Source organism: Vibrio sp. Y10_XG_PY6 (genome assembly GCF_024181795.1).
In the GTDB taxonomy this organism is placed as follows: Bacteria; Pseudomonadota; Gammaproteobacteria; order Enterobacterales; family Vibrionaceae; genus Vibrio; species Vibrio diabolicus.
This window is the reverse complement of sequence record NZ_JAMZAQ010000001.1, coordinates 1220396-1240612: the sequence shown is the minus strand read 5'-3', so window position 1 is coordinate 1240612 and position 20217 is coordinate 1220396. Positions and strand designations below refer to the sequence as shown.

Here is a 20217-nt window from a genome sequence, read left to right as displayed (position 1 = left end):
ACAAGGCGTCCGTTTTTATTGGGAGTTATTGGTTTTTATCGAGACTTATTGAATCGAAATAGCACAACATTAGGTAGCAAAAGAGGGCTTGTTACGGATTTGTAGTGACAGGTCGGAACTAAGAAGTTTTAGACGTGAATATCGAGTAAGCTGCCAATGACTTCATTGTTTTTCTCAATGACGGACGCACCCACTCGGTTGTAACCTGCAGCTTGCGTAAGGTTGATGAGTGATTCAACTTTTTGAGAGGGGAGGCTAGGAGTTGAAGCGGTTATTGCGACATCTGCCACTTTAGCCAAATCGATGTTGTGAGAAGCGATCTCTTCTTTCACTTTACCTAAATTATCATTAATGCCATGCGCGGCTTTTTCAGCCATCTGCTGTGACATCTGAACAATTTGGTGCCCAGATTGAATTCCTGATACAGGCATATCACCACTCCCAATACTATGCTAATGAGAGCATAGGTGGAGTTTATAAAACGTTCAAGTGTTTTATATCAATGATTTGATTAAGCAAACAGTTTAGAAAGCATTTCTCGCTCTTCAACAGAAAGTACTGGGTTTTGCGTTTTGTTTAACTTTACGCTTATCTCACCCTGTAATGATTTCAACTGACTCGCCGTTAAATCGCTGAGCTTTTGTTTAAGTTCATTAAATTGTTGTGCGTTCATCTCAATACCCTCGTTGTAATTCGGTTTATCCTTCATTTCCCGAAATTCTTCGTCCTTTGGATACAACATATTTATTCAACCTAGATAGATTAGAATTTGATCGATTGCTTTTTGTCCGAATATTGTCAAGGTGCGTTAAGTGATACGTCAGATTTTTCCTATGAAGGTACATAATTACCCACTTTGGGGTAGATAGAAAAGTAGAAAGAAAAAAGGAAGCGACAATCCGCTTCCCTTTTCTATCCGTGTGTTACTAGTTAACCCTCACTGCAAACTTACTGGCGAGTGAATGTAGCTCTGGGAGCATGCGATAGATAAGGTGAAGTTGCTGCAATACCATGCGAGCGGAACTATCATCTTCATCTCGCCACTCATTTAAGCGTTGCTCAAGTCCTGCGTCGTCAATATTAGATAAATCGCACTCTTCGCAATGCTGGTGAAGCTGTTTATGGAGAACGTCTAAATGCTGATGAATACAGCGGTGCGCATCTAAAACGAGCTTATGAATTGACTCATCTTCAATGCGAGTTCGGTGCGCACCAAGAGCAGAAATATAGTTCAGCATTGCGTGATTTAACGTTAAGAAGCGGAAGCTCTCATCAACGGCAGCACGATATTTACCAGGTTCCGCAAGCATTGTACTTATGGCAGAAGAAAGTGAGGCATCACTGTTATGGGCCTGACGACGAGCAATGCGATAGCTCAAGTTGTCCTTTTTACCAATTCGATACTGACCAATGATCTGATCGAGATACTGTTTGTTAGCATCTATCGCATCCGACATGACTTTGTGCAGCCTTCTCGATTGCCAATCTGGCAAAATAACCAGTACGGCTCCTACAGCAAGCACACACCCGATGAGGGTATCGGCCAGTCGAGGAAGCACAACCGCGTAACCTTCACCTAACTGGTTGAATAAGAAGAGGACCAGTAGTGTGATAAAACCAGTTGCATATCCGTAATTGTTCATCCGAAAGGCGAAAAACATCACGCCAGAAATAACGATGAATACTAACTGGCTTTCTTGAGAAGGGAAGAAAGTCAGTAATGGTACGCCAATTAACAAACCGGCTAATGTGCCTATGACTCGCGCTGTCAGCTTTTGACGCGTTGCACTGTAGTTTGGCTGACACACGAAGAGAGTGGTTAAGAGTATCCAGTAACCTCGGTCGATGTTGAATACTTGAATGATTCCATAACCAATCGTCAAGGCAATCGACATACGCAATGCGTGTCGAAACAGCATCGAATCTTTGTGTAAATTCGCGGATATACGCTGCCACATGGCTTTTAATGTGTGCGGGTTAGTATCGGCGAGCGTATCTTCCTCTAGGCCCTCAACATCTGGGTTGTTAATGTTATTCAGTTGCTTTTCTACCGTCGCTAAGTTATTGAATAAATATGTTAACTGCATTAGCAGACGTTTCCAGTGTCCTTGCTTTTGTTCTTCTAAGTAAGCAAGTGAATTTTGCACTTCAGCTAAGGCCAAGATGGACTGATCGGTATGTGAGTATTCATTCCCTAGCTGAATCGCTAATGCAATATCACGACACGCTTGGGCTTGAGATTCCAAAAGATATTTAAAGCGAAACAGCACATCAGAACGTTCAAATTCAGTTGCTAAATCTTGATAGCGGTAATGGCTAGAGCTGACTCGTTCGTGGATGTCTTGAGCGATGAAGTAGATATTTAAGAATCGGTCACTAGGGCCATCAATGTGGCCGCGTTTCGAGCGGTTTAGTAATGTGGCTTTGCAAGCGTTTAGCGCCATTACCGTCGCTGCGTTGCACTTTGCGGCTTCAATCCGAAGTGGCTGTGGCGTTAGGTTGGTGACAGGGTGAAAAAGCTTGGCTTTCGCATCGAGATAATTTGCCATTTGGAAGAACACATTGGCTAAGCTTTGTTGCACAGGCTGAAGAGGCCAAAATATCTGCCAAATCATCGACATGAAGTAATACCAAGCCGCACCAGTTAAAAGCAGCAGTGGCTGAAACCAAATGTTGGTACTCTCATGTGCGCCAAGCATGGTGTAAATGGCGATCAGCAAAGAGCCAAAAGCAATGCTCGCATATTTAGGACCTATCGCCCCAAGAATGATAAAACCAAAGGTTGAGATAAATAACCCTAATGCAAATGCCCAAGGGGTGTCGAACAAGATTTCAATTGAGAAAGCGGCGAGCGCAAAACAGAGAAAGGTCAGAATCAGCGCTTTGATGCGCCCAGTGAAGCTGTCATCACTCTCTGCCAAAGCAGCAGCAATAACGCCCAATATTAGCGGCGTGATCAGCGTATTTTGCTCGAAGTACCAAGTCGGGATAACCACACCCAGTAAGGTGATTAGGATAAGAACGCTGTAATTTATGGTCTTGTTTGCCCAATAGAGCCGAAATTTAGAAGTTGCTTGCACAATGCGCCTTATGTTTCCGATGAAGAACGGGGGAATACTACCAAAACCACTATAGCGCGTTTATGATTTACTTTAAGAAAAATTCGTTGTTGCTGATAAAATCAACAGGGATGTCATTGACTTATACTAAAGCAGCCATGCAATGTGTCTATAATTGTAAAGTCAGCTTCAAATAGAATGAGCTTTAGGTTACTAAATCGACAGTAATGTGAATTTTATTAAAGAATAAAAGAAGATGCTTACTTAGGTGCTCGCCATTGCTACAATTTGGCGCCTTAAAATGATATAAATCGACAACTTCTAAATTAAAAGGCGCACGTTTCATGCAGCTCACTGCCACTAGCAAAGCACAGTTTTTTATTCAAAATGAGTACCATCACGTCGAAATAAAAGAGAACAGTGTTTTATTAAGCTCAATAGGCAGTGAAGAACATATTCCTTTTACGATCTGGAATGGCAAAGTTAGCGTAAAGCGTGGGTTGTTATGGAGCTCTTTGCAGTTTTTTGCTCATGAGCACGAAGGCAAACAACAAAGCTGGCTAGTACAAGGGCTACCGTGGCCACAATGCCGTAAGTTTGCTCTTGAAGCTGTTCGTCAGTATCAAGAATGGCACAATACTCAGTGCCGAAAACTGGCTGAGTATCTACCTAAGTGGGAAGAAGAGCTCTACAAACTTAAGCATGTTCCTGCCTATCTATCGCACTCTCAAGTGGTCTCCTGGGTGGAAAGTCTTAACCAAGAGTTAAGCGAAATGAAAACCACTCTAGAAGAAGCCAAAATGCGGATGCCGAATCGCATGGCGGAAATAGAACCTTGGCTTATTGATACGTCTGCGACGCTTGGTGAGCGTAATCGTGATTGGCTTGAGGAAGAACGTCCGAATTGGGAAGTGCTGTTTAATCGCATAGAATCTTCGCCTTTAAACTTATCCCAGCAATATGCTGTGTTGCTCAACGATGATCACAACTTAGTCCTTGCTGGCGCAGGCTCTGGCAAAACCAGTGTTTTAACGGCTCGAGTTGCATACTTGTTGCAAAGCCACCAGGCTCAAGCAGAAGAGTTGCTTATGCTGGCTTTCGGTCGTGATGCCGCGACTGAAATGAAAGAGCGTTTAGTGGATAAAGTAGGCATGGCCGCAGACGGTGTGCGTGTGAATACGTTCCATCAACTAGGCTTATATATACTCAATCAAGTTGAGCAACAGCCTGTTGAGATCAGTCCGTTGGCGTTAGATGACAACCAGCGAACAGCATGGTGTGTAGATTGGCTGAAAAAGCATTGGATGACGCCTACTAACTTTAAACGTTGGCAAAAACATTTAGACAAATGGCCGATTGCCTATTTAAAAGGGGACGATGAGTTAGGAAGTCACTCAGAAAACCCAAAACTGATCGCGTGGCTAGACTCTCAGTTGTCTCACTTAGCTGCAGTAGGGCTAACCAAAAAGCAAGTGCAAGAAAAGTTGGTAAATCACCAAGACTATACTCGTTTAAACAGCGAACTCGCCTTGTGTTGGCCATGTTTTACGGCGTGGCAGAAAATGCTTAAAGAAAGCAATCAAGTGGATTTCCCTACCATGATCAGTCGTGCAACAGATTATGTAAATAAAGGGAAATTTGTCTCCCCATGGCGCTTCATTATGGTCGATGAGTACCAAGATATCTCTCCAGACCGTTTAGCACTGATTGAAGCACTGTGTGAATCCACACAGAAACAAGCGGGTGCGACGTTGTTTGCGGTTGGTGATGACTGGCAGGCCATCTATCAGTTTGCTGGTGCGGACGTCGATCTTATCACTGGGTTTAAAGAGCGCTTTGCTCACTCTACCGTTCATCATCTAGATACGACTTATCGTTTCAACAATCAGATTGGTGATGTGGCAAACACTTTTGTTCAGCAAAACCCATCGCAATTGCCGAAAACACTAAATAGCCACAAGCAACGTAAGCAGAAGAGTGTGCATACCGCACCGAGTAACCAAGTTGAAAAGATCTTGGATCAATTGAATCAACAAGCCAAGCAAACCAAGTCAGTCTTATTGTTAGGACGTAATCATTATCATAAGCCCGACTTGTATGACGATTGGTTGCGACGTTTTCCTAATCTCGATATTCGTTTTATGACTTGCCATGCGAGTAAAGGGCGAGAGGCTGATTTTGTCATTATTCTTTCTGTGGATGAGGGGCAATTCCCTGCGAAGAAGAAGCAAATTCACATTGATGGCGCATTGACCGAGCCCAAAGACAAATTCCCTCACGCAGAAGAGCGCAGGCTGTTTTACGTGGCGATTACGCGTGCGAAAGAGAAAGTTTGGATTACGCACACTGGCGCTGGGTCCGCATTTGTTCAAGAGCTCGTCAATGGTGATTATCCGATCATCACTTCGCGTTGAAGGCAGAGTTCTGAATTTTAGAAATAATAAAGGCGATACTCAGTATCGCCTTTACGTTATTCGGTTGGCATCAAAGCTTACATGCGTTCAGCAAGATACGCTTCGTAATCCGGTACTTCAATATCCACTTCTTGTTCAAGAAGAGGGGAGTTAAACAAGAACTTAGCGGTGGCTCGGTTCGTTGCCACAGGAATATTCCAAACGCTAGCAATACGAAGAAGCGCTTTAACGTCTGGGTCGTGAGGTACGGCGTTTAGCGGATCCCAGAAGAAAACGAGAACGTCGATCTTACCTTCTGAAATGAGCGCGCCAAGTTGTTGGTCACCGCCCATTGGGCCACTGATCATGCTCTTAATCGCCAGTCCAGTTTCTTTGCTCAACATGTGTCCGGTTGTGCCAGTCGCGTAAAGAAAGTGACTCTGCAGTTTTTCTTTGTTTTCTTTTACCCAGCGAAGTAGCTCAGGTTTGCAGTTGTCATGGGCAACCAAAGCCACATGTTTGTGGGTTGGCATGGTACGAATGGTTTTTTGCATCAAGATGTTTCCGTTTGTATGATTTTAAAATTGTTGTTATTTAATAGAACACGTTTTTTGTCTTTCAATCAACAGCCTTAATACGGAATGTCGGCCTATATTCTGACGGAGATAACGATTCTTCGATCGTATCGTCATGAAGTGTCTTCGGAGTCAGTGGTTTGATCGTTGGTGAGGCATGTTTGTCATACTCTTTGCCCCTTAAGTAATGCGCTGCTTGCATGACGGAAAGCCTGCCTTGCTGCACCATTTTATCTGTTGGTGCGAAGAGCACTTTGTTACGCAATAGGCCTCGGTAAACACCGTGACTTAAGTACACAGAAACCAAACCGATCTCATCAGCTTTGCCTGCGCTACGCAGTTCACTGATAGCGGCTTCAATCGCAACCGCGCTGCCAACGATATAATCTATATTTCCCATATCAATCACACGTTGAACCAAGTTACGCTGTAACTCTTTGTCGTTGTCTGCCCAAAACGAGTTAACGATGTTGATATCACTTCCTTGGATCGCTTCATAAAATCCGGCAGTCACGGGCTTCGTACCTCCACGAGTACGCGGCCCCAAAAGCAAGGCAATGTTTGTTTTTCCTGATCCCTTTGGATGGCGAGCAGCGAGATATTTTCCTGCTTCGTATCCCATCCAGTGCCAGTCAACACCGACCGTACCTTTTAACAGCTCACTTTGCTCTTCATCCAGATCGAGTTGGTTCACAGTAGCAAAGACAGGAATGTTTCCGACCCAATTCTTAAGCGAATGTTCATAGGCTTGTGGGTCCACGGTCCCAAGGACAATCGCATCTGCTCCCCATTGGCTGCACAGTGCGAGTTGTTGCTCTTGACGCGTTTTGTTTGGGTAGCCACCCGCTTCAAGGACTCTCAGCTCGACGCCTTCTTTTTTCGCTTCGGACACCATTCCATAGTTTACTGATAACCAGTATGAATCCTTTAGGTGAGGGTAAATGGCACATACTTTTTCTGCTGCAACCACTGGTAAAGAAGCGACAAGGGCTAATGTGACTGCAGAATGTTTGAAAATTGTGCGAAATGCGTGTTGATTTTTAACCATGAAATGAAGTTCGTTGGCATAGATTAAGTAAACACTGCAAAATATAACGTAATATGTCGCTGAACACGAACATTAAGGTCATGAAAATATGTTGCTAGCAACCGCAAGCATCGGTCGTAAACTCTTGTTGTCTTTCATTGCGATGGCAATGCTGGTTATATTATCGGCACTTATTGGTGTGTCTGGATTTTCTTTAGTTGCCAAGACGGAAAGAAATGTCGTGGATTCTGCAATTCCCGCCATGATTGAAGCGAGGCAAGTCTCTGAGTTGAGTACTCGCATCATTTCGTCTGTACAACTGTTATCGAACGCAAGAAACGAGCAGGAAAGAAAAGAGTCTGGGCGTGTGCTTTTCGAACAGCTCGAATCATTGCTTACTCATATCAAAGAGCTGGGGAGTGAGTCGTTTGATTCTCAATTGCTAGAAGATCTCGAGAATAACGTCCAGAACGTTATCGACAACTTGGCAGAACTTGGTGTTTCGGTTGAAAGAAAGCTGTGGCTGGCAAAAGAGATTGATACTCGTGTCGAAGAGATGCGCTTACTGAGTGAAGAGTTGGAACAGCTAACTCGCACGCAAGTTCAGAACACGAGCACCATTGCCGTTGCTAACGTCACACATATCTATGACTTATTAGAATCGAATAAAAAATCGCAAGTTTATCAGGCACTAGATGCGCTGGTGGAAGTGGATCTAGATCTGACAGAGCGATTGCATGAGCTGCACTTATTGGCTTTTAAAATGCTGAATCAAATTGAAGAAGCTCGCACATTAACCAATATTGAGCGAATCCAGCAGGTGCAAAGTGATTTTGAAAGTAATCTCAAAATCATGAAGCGCCGTGTGCTTGCCGTAGAAGATCCCACTCGCTCTAAACAAATGAGCCAACTACTAACAGAGCTCGGTAAGCGTCAGGTCGTGTTCACTATTTTGATGCAGCAGTATGAGAATAACGAACAATCTCAACAACTGATGCAAAAGACACTGGAATTGTTTTCGGAGCTGAATGGTACCGTAAACAAATTGGTTGATGATTCAAACAAAACAACAACCGTCGCTGTGGATGAATTGACGAGCACGCTGAAATTCGCTCAGTGGTCTCTAACGGTGATTTCAATTGTTGGTTTGATTGTGTTGGTGCTGATTTTATGGCGTGTTGTATACCTTTCTGTGGTTAAGCGATTGGCAGAGTACTCTGCCGCGCTGCTTTCTGTGGCGCAGGGTAACTTAGCCGTCGAGCTGGAGGTAAAAGGCAAAGATGAGCTAGCGCATATGGGGCAAGCTATCATCACGGCTCGAAATACAGCGCAAGCGCTAAAAGTGGTCGCAGAGGGAGAAGCTCAAGCCAAGCGTGAGCTCGAAGAGCACAAAGAGCATTTGGAAGAGCTCGTTGAGCAACGCACTTCACAGTTAAAACAAGCGAACCGCCGTTTGAATGAAGAGGTTTTGAATCACGCGAAAGCTCGTAAGCAAGCAGAGCAAGCGAGTCGAGCTAAATCAGCATTCTTGGCGACCATGAGCCATGAGATCAGAACGCCGATGAATGGAGTGCTCGGAACGGCACGTTTGTTGATTGATTCAGGCCTCAACCCTATTCAAAAGCGTTATGCGGAAATCATCAACCGCAGTGGTAAAACGTTGCTCGCGATTCTGAATGATGTGCTGGACTACTCCAAGATTGAAGCAGGGCATTTAGAGATTCGCCACATGGGCTTCGATTTACACCAAATGGTTGAAGACACTTTCCAGTTAATGAACAGCCGAGCTCAAGAGAAGAAGCTGTTGTTTTCCTATCATATTGAAAGTGATGTAAGTCGCTATTGGAAAGGGGATGTCACCAGAATCAGTCAGGTTCTGAACAACCTCGTCGGAAACGCGATTAAATTTACTGACGAAGGTGAAATTGATATCTATGTGAGCCTCAACCCAGAGGATGAGTCGCAAGTCCTATTCGAAGTATCAGATACCGGGATAGGTATTGCCAAAAAAGATCAGAGAACGTTGTTTGATGCCTTCACGCAAGCCGAAGGTGGGATGAGTCAAACTGGAGGAACGGGGCTTGGCCTTGCCATCAGTAAACGAATCATTGAAGCGATGGGCGGTATTTTAGAAGTCGATTCTGAAGAAGGACATGGCAGTCGATTCTGGTTCTCCATTCCATTAGAGGAAAGTGAGCCTGTTGAAACCGGTGCAGTGGCAACCGCGCGCTGCAAAGTGAAAGCGAAAGTCTTGTTGGTAGAAGACAATGAAGTAAACCGAGTGGTTGCGGAAGGCTTTTTAGAAAGCATGGGCCACCAGGTCGTGATGGCAGAAAACGGTTCACAGGCAGAGCAACTGATCAGCACGCAGGATTTTGATATCGCTTTAGTCGACATCAACTTGCCAGACTGTGATGGAACCGAGTTAATCCAACGTTTAAAACAAATTGAATGTAACAAACCAGCCAATAAAGCCCTTGCTGCTACGCCTATGATCGCAGTGTCTGCGCACGTTTTTGCCGAAGAAGTTGAGCGCTATTTAGCTGCAGGTTTTGACGGGTATTTACCTAAACCATTGGCAAAAGAAGCACTAGCGGCATTGATTCAGGATGTGCTGGATGGAAAACCGTTGTTATTGCCACAAAATGCCGACTGTACCCCGTTTGATCAAACTTCGCCTCAAGAACAAGCGATACAATCAAAGGTTGTTCAAGTCCCTAAAACAGAGGAATCAGATGTGGTCATCATTAACCCGAGCGTGATTGAGTCCGATATGAAAATCTTGGGCAGAGAGAAGATGTTGCACATCATTAATCTGTTTAGAACGACCAGTGCCGATGTACTAAGCAAGCTGCAAGCGTCTGCTGGTGGTAATGACAGTAAAGAAGTGAAGAACCTTGCTCACAAACTAAAAGGCAGCGCAGGGAGTTTAGGGCTTACGGCATTAATGAACTCTTGCCAAGCAATTGAAGCTGCGCCTCAACCTTTAGATACCTATATGGCGACTAAAGATCAATTGGCGTCTCAAGTGTCTGAATCAATTCAAGCTCTTGATGAGTTGATGGCGAAGTAAATCAATTGCATCCCAAAAACAAAAACCTCCGGCAAGCCGGAGGTTTTTTCTATTCGGTCATGTCATCTTCCCACTCGAATCGAGTGTCTAGGGCATAAGGGTCGTCATCAAAAGGATGCTCCACTTTGCCACGCAAGTATTCGAGTTGATGCTCAAGCATGTTGACCGTTTCGTAGTCTCCCTCAGAACAAGCAACGTAAATCTGTTGTTCAAGAGCGGCAATGTTATCTCGGATACCCATGAGAACCCCCTTAAATCATCATCGATTCTCAAAACGATTATAGTCAAGTAATCCAAATTCGATCGGTTGTTTTGTACGGTACCAATTGTGCAGACGATCGCTAAACGGCCAGAATTTTTCTGAGCTTCTGCGAATCGCAAAATTATCCAACAACTTAACGTAATCGGATTCATTTTGGATGGCACTAAATTGATCGACAAATTCTTTTACTTGATTTTCGTTGATCGAGAAAAATGCCGCTGGGTAGCTCCCAACAACGCCACGTACGATGGTCATATCATCGTTAGCAAAGTCGCGGTTGCTTTCTTCATCAAACAAGCTAGAAATATTCGTGTGTGCATTATTGTGAAGTAGGGTGAATAACTCATCTTTTCCAGACTGGCTTCTCACCATAAGCATGGTGATTTGCGGAACGGTTTTCAGGCCTTCTCCACGAACTTGGCCAATACGTTGGAGCTGTTGTTCACTTTGAGCAGAAAGCTCAGTATCTTTAACCTCGTAGCGCGGAAGAAGAACATCTGAAACTCGTTCTCTAAGCAACTCGACTAACTCTGTTTTTGGATCGTCAGTTTTGAACTCGACGCTGGTTGGTTGGTTAAATGGCTTCACGTTGCGTTGTAAAAAGTCACTTAACTGTGGACTTTGATCTTTATACCAGCTTGATTGCAGTTCATGACGCATGTCGGTTGGCAGCAACGAGATAAAGTTACTTTCGCCTTCCAGACGCAAGAAGTCCATGAACATTCGTGTCATGAGTTGGTGGCCGAAGTTGCCATACACATCAAACCCAGCAACGAGCAAATAGTGGATGCGTTCTAGTAACGCGTAGTCAAGAATCCATACCGTTTTCGGCTGCTCGCCAACTAACCCTTGTACGACAGACGCGCTGTCAAAGTGGCGGAAAATCGTTAATGCCGCATTGTGGTTGGTGCCATTACCGTCCCAAATTACGTCGGTGGATAGGTTTTCGCCTTCCTTAAACCAGTTATTGGTAAATTCAGACTTGGCTTCTAGGTAGCGAGCTTGCTGACGCGCGTATTTAACCCAGTTGGTAACAGGCAGCGTGTTGCTTTCCTGCTCTGCTGGCAGTCTTAGGTTATCAGCCTGAGATCGGTAAAACTCATTTACTTCAGGGATATCTGCTTTATCTGGATCTAGAAAGAATATCCAAAAGCGATCATTGATAACATTCAGTGCAAGTTGGCCACGACAAACAGGCCCTTTAATGTAAGCCATGATCGTGTTTTGCGCATTGTCCAACATAAACTTGAAGCGTGATTTAACCGGAAGATCGATAAATGATGTCATCGGGTTTGCAGCAACTTCAGGTTCATAACTCGGTAGTTGATTAACCGTGTAATCAGCATCGATAAACCATGTGTTCCAGTTTTCAATACGTTGCTTGTTTAACGCGAACGGCATGTGCGTTTTATCTACAATCGTCCCTTGTTCTGGAATAATTCGATAAAACACGCGCTCAACCCCGGGATCATCGTACGGGCGACGTGTTGAAATACGTTTTACTGGTTGCCCCGGTGGAGTAGAAGAACGAACTAACGTAAAAAATCGAGGATCTTCAGTGAGTTCTGAAAAGTAGAGGTGAGACAAAAACAAATGCTCGTAAATATAGCGAGCCATCAGTTGATTTTTTAGATCAGCGCGATTGAGCAAAGTTTCATACTTGTCAATTTGAGCTTGCTCTTGTTCACTAATTGGTTGGTGAACGTTCATTATCGCGCCGTTTTCCAGCCAAGTCATCAGTGTGTGGTATTCACTGTTTGATAGGTTTGGCATACCAAAAGGCATTCCCCAGGTTGGGTTATCTTTTTCGTACTGTTCGTACTCTTCAATTGTTGGACAGGTTTGTTCTCGGTCTATCGAAAAATCAAAACCTTCTAACTGGACTTGATCAGGCAGCGGGTGGCGTTCTTTTTGTTGTAGCAAACGTGCAATGAGGCCTGCATCAATGTTGGCCGCCATGCTCTGATCACGTTCGTTAAGTACCGGATGAAAACCCGCATCGCGCCACTCTTGGGTTGTTTCTGCATCTTCGAATAAGCGTGTTGGCGCGGCGGCAGTAAGTCTTGTTCCTTCATATACCAGTGCTTTGCTCGCGCCACGGTCAATACCCTCAACGGAAGAAAGCTTAAGCTGACATGGTGCATCGTAGCACGCATGACAGACGACACAGCGGTTATCCATAATGGGTTTGACTTCGCTTTGGAAGAAGTTTGCTTGAGGTGTAGCCACGTCCGCCGTACGTTCACGAACGAGCTGTGGACCAAACAGTTGGTCATAGTTAAGGCCCGCATAGGTTGCACAGCCAGCAAACAATGTAGCAATGCAAAGTATAAAAATTAAGCGCAAATTCATTGAGTTATTTTACGTGATTAGAATTTGCATTAATTAAAGCAAAATAAGCGGTCAATTACCAAAAGTTGGAGCAATTCGCCGCGATTTCTTTACTTTTTCGCATGCTTAAATACATAACCTTGTCGATGAACGGTCTGAATTCGATCCGCGTTAATCCCTTCGCTAACCAGTCGTTTTCTTATTCTACTAATGTGCATATCGAGTGCGCGGTCATGCTCTGAGAACGTGCGCTTCAATACCGTTTCATAAAGGAAAGGTTTGCTAAGCACTTGATCTTGATAATGAGTCAGAGTACGGAGCAGCTCGAATTGAACGCTTGTAAGCTGAACTAACTTTTTGTCTGGCGGACGATTTATCATCACAGTATGGCTGTGCTTGTCCAGTACGAGCTCATATTCATTATTGAGACCGTTATCGGAAGCTGCCGTCTTAGGAGCAGACGAAAGGTTAGACTCAAACATATTGGCATTTTAATTATTAATGATAGTAAAAACCATTATCATTAATGTTGGCGTGAAATCAATGCTGTATTTTATTTGTAATGCAATATGTCTGAGTCATATCAAAATTCTGATATGGAAGAAATAACTCTACAACGGAAAGAGCACCAATTTAAATCGCCAAATCAATAGGTATTACCACAATTTCTAAAGCAAATAATCAGCTATTTTGGGGACTAGAGCAGCTGTTAATGTATCTAAAGTTCTTATTTCTAAGATTCGCTTATCCACTATTTCTAGACTATACATTCTGTTGCAGGAAGCTCTTTTCTAATACACACAGAGGTTTATATGACAGCGAAATATGGCGTAAAACGTCGATTAGCGATTCTTGCCGCCGCCTTAATTGGCGCGACAAGTAGCAGTATCGCGGCAGAGAAACCTAACATTCTCGTCATTTGGGGTGATGATATTGGCCAGTCCAATCTCAGTGCTTACACCTTCGGCTTGATGGGATACAAAACACCAAACATAGACAGCATCGCGAAAGAGGGCATGATGTTCACGGATTATTACGGTGAACAATCTTGTACTGCGGGCCGTTCTACTTTTATCACAGGCCAGACCGTCCTTAGAACGGGTTTAAGTAAAGTAGGGCTTCCTGGCGCGGATCTTGGCTTGAAGGAAGAAGATGCCACCATTGCCGAAATGTTGAAGCCGATGGGCTATATGACGGGTCAATTTGGTAAAAATCATTTAGGCGACAAAGACGAACACTTGCCTACTAACCACGGCTTCGATGAATTTTTTGGCAACCTTTATCACTTGAACGCCGAGGAAGAACCAGAAAACGTCGATTACCCTAAAGATCCAGAGTTTCGTAAAAAGTTTGGTCCACGAGGCGTTATTCGCTCGTACGCTGACGGCAAAATCGAGGACACTGGGCCTCTGACTCGCAAGCGTATGGAAACCGTGGATGAAGAGACGTTGGATGCGGCTCTCGATTTTATGGATCGTGCCGTCAAAGCTGAAAAACCTTTCTTCGTTTGGTGGAACGCAACGCGTATGCATTTCCGCACCCACGTGAAAGAAGAGAATTCGGGAAAAACAGGCATCAGTGAGTATGCAGATGGCATGGTCGAGCATGATAATCATGTCGGCCAACTACTGAAAAAAGTGGACGATTTGGGCATAAAAGACAACACGATAGTCTTTTATTCAACCGATAATGGTCCACACATGAACTCATGGCCAGATGCAGGTACAACGCCATTCCGTGGAGAGAAAAATACCAACTGGGAAGGTGCGTATCGAGTCCCTGCGATGGTACGTTGGCCGGGTAAAATTAAAGCTGGCTCTGTCTCGAATGATATCATGCACCATATGGACTGGATGCCAACTTTCGTTGCTGCCGCGGGTGATGACAGTATCAAAGAGAAATTACTCAAAGGCTATAGTGCGAATGGTAAGAAATTCAAAGTGCATCTCGATGGTTACAACTTCCTGCCATATTTAACTGGCAAAGAAGAGAAAGCACCGCGTGAAGAGATTTTTTACTTCTCGGATGATGGAGACTTAACCGCACTTCGTTATAACAAGTGGAAACTGGTTTTCATGGAGCAACGAGCAAAAGGTACGCTGCGCATTTGGGCGGAACCATTCACTACACTTCGAGTTCCTAAGATCTTCAATTTACGTATGGATCCTTACGAAGTGGCAGATATCACTTCCAACACCTACTATGATTGGATGCTAGACCGTGCTTACATGCTTGTTCCTGCACAAGCTTACGTAGGCAGATTCCTCGAAACATTTAAAGAGTTCCCACCAAGGCAAAAAGCGGCAAGCTTCTCGCTCGATCAGGTGATGGAGAAATTAAAAGAGAACCCAAATAAGTAGGCTAGTGCTACGTAAGCAATACGATGCAACCATATAGAAAAGAGGCTCATATGAGCCTCTTTTTTCCGTCTAATAAAAGCTTTCAGAGCAACGAATGGCAAAGAAAATGCGAATCAACAAGGCCTACAAGGAAACTGGCTCGTAGTGGGCTGCCGTTAAGTTCGCTTTAATTTTTTCACGTAGCGCAATATGAGCAGGGTTGTTCATCTCTCGCTTATGGTAAACAAACTTGTAAGGGATAGCGCATATAGAAATAGGGCATTGCAGAACTTGAAGCTTAAGGGCTTTACTCCATTTGTTTGCAAAAGATTGAGACACTAAGCCTAAACAATCGCGTTGCGCGACGTACAACGCCATACCAGCAAGCGAAGATGTGATCAAATCGACTTTTCTCTCTTGAATAGTTTCTTGGGATAGCTGTTCAAAACCGCTCATGTTGTTCCATTTCCCTGAAAACAAACAGTGAGTTTCCTCATAAAACTGCTCTTTTGAGAGCGAGCCTTGCACGCGGGGATGATTCTCACGACAGATAATCACCGCCTCTTCTTCGTAGGCATCTTCAATAATAAATGCGGCATCTTTTGTGATAACAGTATCAATGACAAGATCGACTTTTTGTTGTCTTAGAAGCTCAAATAATAAGAACTTTTCAGGAGGCGATTCATAAAAAATAGTGTTCTTTATCGGGTCCATAATGTGCAATAAAATTTCGGAACAACACACTTCAAAATGATTCTTATCGGATATCGCATTGTCAATGATATTAACCGCTTGCTGGAATTGTGGTAGCAGTTGATAGGCGGTGGATGTTAGTGCTATACCTCGCCCTTTTTTGACAAATAATTGCTTATCGACCACTTGTTCTAAACGCTTTATTGCAGCGCTCACAGCGGGTTGTGTCAGCCCCAATTGTTCCGCGGCTTTCGTATAAGATTGGAACTCCGCGACAACAAGAAAAGTTTGGATCAAATTCAAGTCCATAACGTTACTCATAAATTTAATTTATAGGTTAACTAATTCTGACTGCATTTATCGCCTGAAATTAGTGCTTTATCTTATATCAACAATGGTATTGAAAAGCGAATACCATTTTTACGCACTAGCGAACTCTTGGAGATAATATGAAAAATGCGACCAAAACGAGCAGTAAAAAACTCGTACTTAACGCATGTACGTTAGCATTAGGCGCTGCATCTGCAGTTGCACACGCAGCGGACAAACCCAACATTCTTGTCATCTTTGGTGATGATGTTGGTTACTGGAACCTTAGTACCTACAACCAAGGCATGATGGCGTACAACACGCCGAACATCGATAGCATTGCTAAAGAAGGTGCGAAGTTCACTAACTTCTACGCACAGCAAAGTTCGACAGCAGGTCGTTCTGCATTCATTACTGGTCAAATGCCAAAACGTACTGGTCTATCAAAAGTGGGCTTACCAGGCGCTCCGCAAGGTATCTCGGAAAAAGATCCAACGATTGCAACCGTGCTTAAGCAAATGGGTTATGCAACCGGACAATTTGGTAAGAACCATTTAGGCGACCGAGACGAACACCTTCCTACCAACCACGGTTTTGATGAGTTTTTCGGCAACCTATATCACTTGAACGCGGAAGAAGAGCCAGAGAACGTGGATTATCCTAAAGATCCAGAGTTCAAGAAGAAATTTGGCCCTCGTGGCGTAATCCACTCTTACGCTGACGGCAAAATTGAAGATACCGGTCCACTTACGCGTAAGCGTATGGAAAATGTTGACGGTGAATTCCTTGATGCCGCGGAAACCTTCATAGAAAAACAAGTAAAAGCGGATAAGCCGTTCTTTACTTGGTTTAACACCACTCGCATGCACAACTTCACGCATGTTCCTGAAGAATACCAAGGTAAAACAGGCGCTGGTTTCTACGCGGATGGTGTTAAGCAGCACGATGATCAAATTGGTCAACTACTTAACAAGATCAAAGAGTTGGGTGTGGATGACAATACAATCATTGTTTACACCACTGACAACGGCCCTATGGTTGATTTGTGGCCTGATGCAGGGATGACACCATTCCGCTCTGAGAAAAACACTGGCTGGGAAGGCAGTTTCCGTGTGCCGATGTTGATTAAATGGCCTGGAAACATCGAAGCAGGTAAAACGTTCAACGGCATGATGTCATTAGAGGATTTCTTCCCGACATTGGTTGCTGCAGCGGGTGACACCAAAGTTAAAGATGAATTACTAAAAGGTAAGAAAGTTGGTGATATGGACTATAAAGTTCACCTAGATGGTTACAACCAACTGCCATATCTAACGGGTAAGTCAGACAAATCTGCTCGTAACGAATTCGTTTACTGGAGCGATGACGGTGATCTTGTGGCATTACGCCAAGGAAAGTACAAGTTCCACTTTATGATTCAAGAGAATGAAACAGGCATGGATGTATGGCGCAAGCCGTTTACTAAACTTCGTGTTCCATTGATCTTCGACTTGAGTATCGACCCATTCGAACGTGGTGACCAAGGTATGGGTTACTCTCGTTGGATGTACGAGCGTTCATTCTTAATGATGCCAGCGATGGATACAGTGAAAGAAGTGATGGGTACATTCAAAGAATTCCCACCTCGTATGGAAGCAGGTTCGTTCGTACCTAAGTCTTCTAAGTAATTAATATTATATAGCGCTTTTCGGAGCGCTATATACCCAAATAGCTTCAATTCCTGCTGAAATGTGATTACGAGGTTATTTGGGTATATTAAATAGTGAGAAACGTATGAGTAAGATTTCCCCTCGCCATTCTACTACCATGCCTATTGTTCCTCTTAAAACGGCGTCTAAAGCAACGGTTCCGGGTGCGTACGACCGTCGATTCCATGTGATGGCAAAGCCAGGCGGAGCAAAATGCAATATCGATTGTCAGTACTGCTTTTATCTGCATAAAGAAAATCTACTGCACCAAGAAAAGCAGCCCAAAATGGACGACGCAACATTGGAAGCGTTCGTGAAAAGCTACATCGAAAGTCAGGATGGCGAAGAAATTGTATTCTCATGGCAGGGCGGGGAGCCAACGCTACTTGGGTTGGACTATTTCCGCAATGTTGTAGCTCTGCAAAGGAAACATCAGCCGAAAGGCGTTCGCATTGAAAACGACCTTCAGACCAACGGCATTTTGCTAAACGATGAGTGGTGTGCGTTTTTAAAAGAGCACAACTTCCTAGTTGGCTTGTCGATTGATGGGCCACGAGAGCTGCACGACAAATATCGCAAAACCCGCAGCGGTAAGCCGACGTTTGATCTGGTTATGAAAGCGGTAGATAAGCTCAAAGCGCATGGCGTGAAATTCAACGCGTTGGTGACGGTGAATCGACACAATGCGAAATACCCGCTCGAAGTGTATCGATTTTTAACCCAAGAATTGGGTGTGACATACATTCAGTTTGCACCGGTGGTTGAAGCGAACGACTTCCAAACAACCGCACCGCAGTTTTGGAACGAACAGATGATCCCAACCAAAGGCAGTGATCTGGCGAAACCGGGTCATCCAATGTCTGTAGTGACGGATTGGTCGGTCGATCCTGAAGACTGGGGACGCTTTTTAATGACCACCTTTGAAGAGTGGGTGAATAACGATCTTGGCCGTGTACTGGTTAACCTGTTTGAAACCGCGGTAGCGCAAGTAATGGGGAAACCGTCTCAGCTTTGCGTGACAGCTGAGTTTTGTGGCAAAGGCTTGGCGATTGAGCACAATGGCGACGTGTTCAGTTGCGACCACTATGTGTACCCAGAATACAAACTCGCCAACATTCATGAACACTCATTGAATGATATGGCCTTCTCTACACGACAATACACCTTTGGCATGGCAAAACGCGAATCTTTGCCGGCGTATTGTAAGCAGTGTCCCTACTTGACTTATTGCTGGGGCGAGTGTCCGAAAAACCGTCTGATCAAAACGCCGAATGGCGAGGCTGGACTAAACTATCTGTGTTCGGGAATCAAAATGTTCTTTGATTACGCGTTACCGATGTTGGTTGGTCTTGCACAGCTTCTCCAATCTGAAGAACCGCAAAGATAACATAGTGAATATAACCTTAAGTTATTTCATTTGTTCTTATACTTAACTATTGAAAAGACGGCTTAAACCACTGAAAAGGTACCTTATGAACCACGCACAACAAGCGATAAAAGAACTCATCGAACAAACAGAAAAAAGCGTCATTGGACAAAGCCACGTGGTTCGAGCTTTAGTCATCGGGTTATTAACGAACGGGCACATTCTTCTAGAAGGTTTGCCGGGAACGGCAAAAACACGTTCTGTAAAATCGTTGGCCAACTTGTTAAACACCAGTTTTGGTCGAATCCAGTTTACGCCAGATCTTTTGCCATCGGACGTGACGGGAACCGAGGTTTATCAAGAGTTGGATGGCAAGCCGCAACTCCATTTTCAGCCAGGGCCAATTTTTAACAGCATAGTGCTTGCCGATGAGGTCAACCGTGCACCAGCCAAAGTACAAGCGGCACTGCTTGAAGCCATGGCCGAAGGCACAATCACGGTAGGCGATAAAACTCACGTATTGCCGGACTTATTTATGGTGCTTGCTACGCAAAACCCTGTAGAGCAAGAGGGCACGTATCCGCTGCCAGAAGCACAAATGGACCGTTTTATCATGAAGGTTACCGTCGATTACCCAGAAGATGAAGCCGAACGTGACATCATTCGTTTGGTGCGCAGTGAAGAATTGGGTGCGGAAACCAGCAGCGAAATTGTTACGCCAAAACACATCGAGCCAGACGTGGTGCTAGAAGCGCGTCGTCAGTTACCAAACATCGTGGTATCAGACCTAGTGGAAAACTACATCGTTGCGTTAGTGATGGCGACTCGTAAGCCAGAGCGTTATGCCGATTCAAACTTAGCAAAATGGATTGAGATTGGCTCTAGTCCTCGTGCTTCCATCGCACTAGACAAATGCGCTCGTGCGTATGCGTGGATGCAAGGACGTGACCATGTCACTCCTGACGATGTGCGAGCCATGGTTCCGTCTGTACTGGGCCACCGTTTTTCTTTGACCTACGATGCACTAGCAGACGGGGTCGATCACCAACGCGTCGTGCAAGAGCTGCTAGATTGTGTAGAAATTGGGTAAGCGGGAGGCATT

15 protein-coding genes are annotated in these 20217 nt (G+C 44.4%); 6 read left to right on the top strand and 9 right to left on the bottom strand.

Annotated features, from left to right (window positions below; genetic code table 11):
• Window positions 1-128: 128 nt before the first annotated feature.
• The 3 genes from NL644_RS05465 to yccS all read right to left on the bottom strand — a co-directional run bounded on the left by NL644_RS05465 (window position 129) and on the right by yccS (window position 3080).
• Window positions 129-431 (bottom strand): hypothetical protein, encoded by a 303-nt coding sequence (locus NL644_RS05465; protein ID WP_005396673.1) that lies wholly within the window; start codon window positions 429-431, stop codon window positions 129-131.
• A gap of 80 nt (window positions 432-511) precedes the next feature.
• Entirely contained in the window at window positions 512-742 is a 231-nt protein-coding gene (locus tag NL644_RS05460) for a hypothetical protein (protein WP_041853076.1), read from the bottom strand.
• A gap of 184 nt (window positions 743-926) precedes the next feature.
• Complete coding sequence (gene yccS / locus NL644_RS05455; protein ID WP_005396670.1) at window positions 927-3080, bottom strand: YccS family putative transporter; 2154 nt, start codon at window positions 3078-3080, stop codon at window positions 927-929.
• 323 nt (window positions 3081-3403) lie between these two features.
• On the opposite strand from yccS, the gene helD reads away from it, so the two are divergent.
• Entirely contained in the window at window positions 3404-5473 is a 2070-nt protein-coding gene (gene helD, locus NL644_RS05450; RefSeq protein ID WP_253658129.1) for a DNA helicase IV, read from the top strand.
• 77 nt (window positions 5474-5550) lie between these two features.
• Here helD and NL644_RS05445 read toward each other — a convergent pair whose 3' ends face one another.
• Both NL644_RS05445 and torT read right to left on the bottom strand, forming a co-directional pair.
• The gene (locus tag NL644_RS05445) at window positions 5551-6006 is read right to left on the bottom strand and encodes a methylglyoxal synthase (protein WP_005376571.1); all 456 of its coding nucleotides are present in this window, start codon (window positions 6004-6006) and stop codon (window positions 5551-5553) included.
• Window positions 6007-6070: 64 nt separating this feature from the next.
• Window positions 6071-7120, bottom strand: coding sequence for a TMAO reductase system periplasmic protein TorT (gene torT / locus NL644_RS05440; RefSeq protein ID WP_301949525.1), 1050 nt, complete (start codon window positions 7118-7120; stop codon window positions 6071-6073).
• 43 nt (window positions 7121-7163) lie between these two features.
• Between torT and torS the strand changes: the two genes are divergently transcribed.
• Window positions 7164-10127, top strand: coding sequence for a TMAO reductase system sensor histidine kinase/response regulator TorS (gene torS / locus NL644_RS05435; protein WP_253658127.1), 2964 nt, complete (start codon window positions 7164-7166; stop codon window positions 10125-10127).
• Window positions 10128-10176: 49 nt separating this feature from the next.
• Here torS and NL644_RS05430 read toward each other — a convergent pair whose 3' ends face one another.
• From NL644_RS05430 to NL644_RS05420, 3 genes are all read right to left on the bottom strand, one after another.
• Window positions 10177-10368 (bottom strand): hypothetical protein, encoded by a 192-nt coding sequence (locus NL644_RS05430; protein ID WP_005376565.1) that lies wholly within the window; start codon window positions 10366-10368, stop codon window positions 10177-10179.
• Window positions 10369-10386: 18 nt separating this feature from the next.
• Window positions 10387-12741: a fatty acid cis/trans isomerase gene (locus NL644_RS05425; protein ID WP_164665550.1), complete on the bottom strand. Its 2355-nt coding sequence runs from the start codon at window positions 12739-12741 to the stop codon at window positions 10387-10389.
• A gap of 89 nt (window positions 12742-12830) precedes the next feature.
• Complete coding sequence (locus NL644_RS05420) at window positions 12831-13202, bottom strand: winged helix-turn-helix domain-containing protein (protein ID WP_253658126.1); 372 nt, start codon at window positions 13200-13202, stop codon at window positions 12831-12833.
• A 330-nt stretch (window positions 13203-13532) separates the two neighbouring features.
• Between NL644_RS05420 and NL644_RS05415 the strand changes: the two genes are divergently transcribed.
• Window positions 13533-15080 (top strand): arylsulfatase, encoded by a 1548-nt coding sequence (locus NL644_RS05415; protein WP_046875994.1) that lies wholly within the window; start codon window positions 13533-13535, stop codon window positions 15078-15080.
• A gap of 123 nt (window positions 15081-15203) precedes the next feature.
• On the opposite strand, the gene NL644_RS05410 is transcribed toward NL644_RS05415, so the two are convergent.
• Window positions 15204-16061 carry a LysR family transcriptional regulator gene (locus NL644_RS05410; protein ID WP_005396661.1) on the bottom strand — a complete coding sequence of 286 codons (858 nt, stop codon included), beginning with the start codon at window positions 16059-16061 and terminating at the stop codon, window positions 15204-15206.
• A gap of 140 nt (window positions 16062-16201) precedes the next feature.
• On the opposite strand from NL644_RS05410, the gene NL644_RS05405 reads away from it, so the two are divergent.
• The 3 genes from NL644_RS05405 (at window position 16202) to NL644_RS05395 (ending at window position 20205) form a co-directional block, all read left to right on the top strand.
• Window positions 16202-17728 carry an arylsulfatase gene (locus NL644_RS05405; RefSeq protein WP_005396660.1) on the top strand — a complete coding sequence of 509 codons (1527 nt, stop codon included), beginning with the start codon at window positions 16202-16204 and terminating at the stop codon, window positions 17726-17728.
• A gap of 106 nt (window positions 17729-17834) precedes the next feature.
• Entirely contained in the window at window positions 17835-19136 is a 1302-nt protein-coding gene (locus tag NL644_RS05400) for an anaerobic sulfatase maturase (protein ID WP_114323668.1), read from the top strand.
• A gap of 85 nt (window positions 19137-19221) precedes the next feature.
• On the top strand, window positions 19222-20205 hold the full coding sequence (locus NL644_RS05395) for a MoxR family ATPase (RefSeq protein ID WP_029862040.1): 984 nt from the start codon (window positions 19222-19224) through the stop codon (window positions 20203-20205).
• Window positions 20206-20217: the final 12 nt, after the last annotated feature.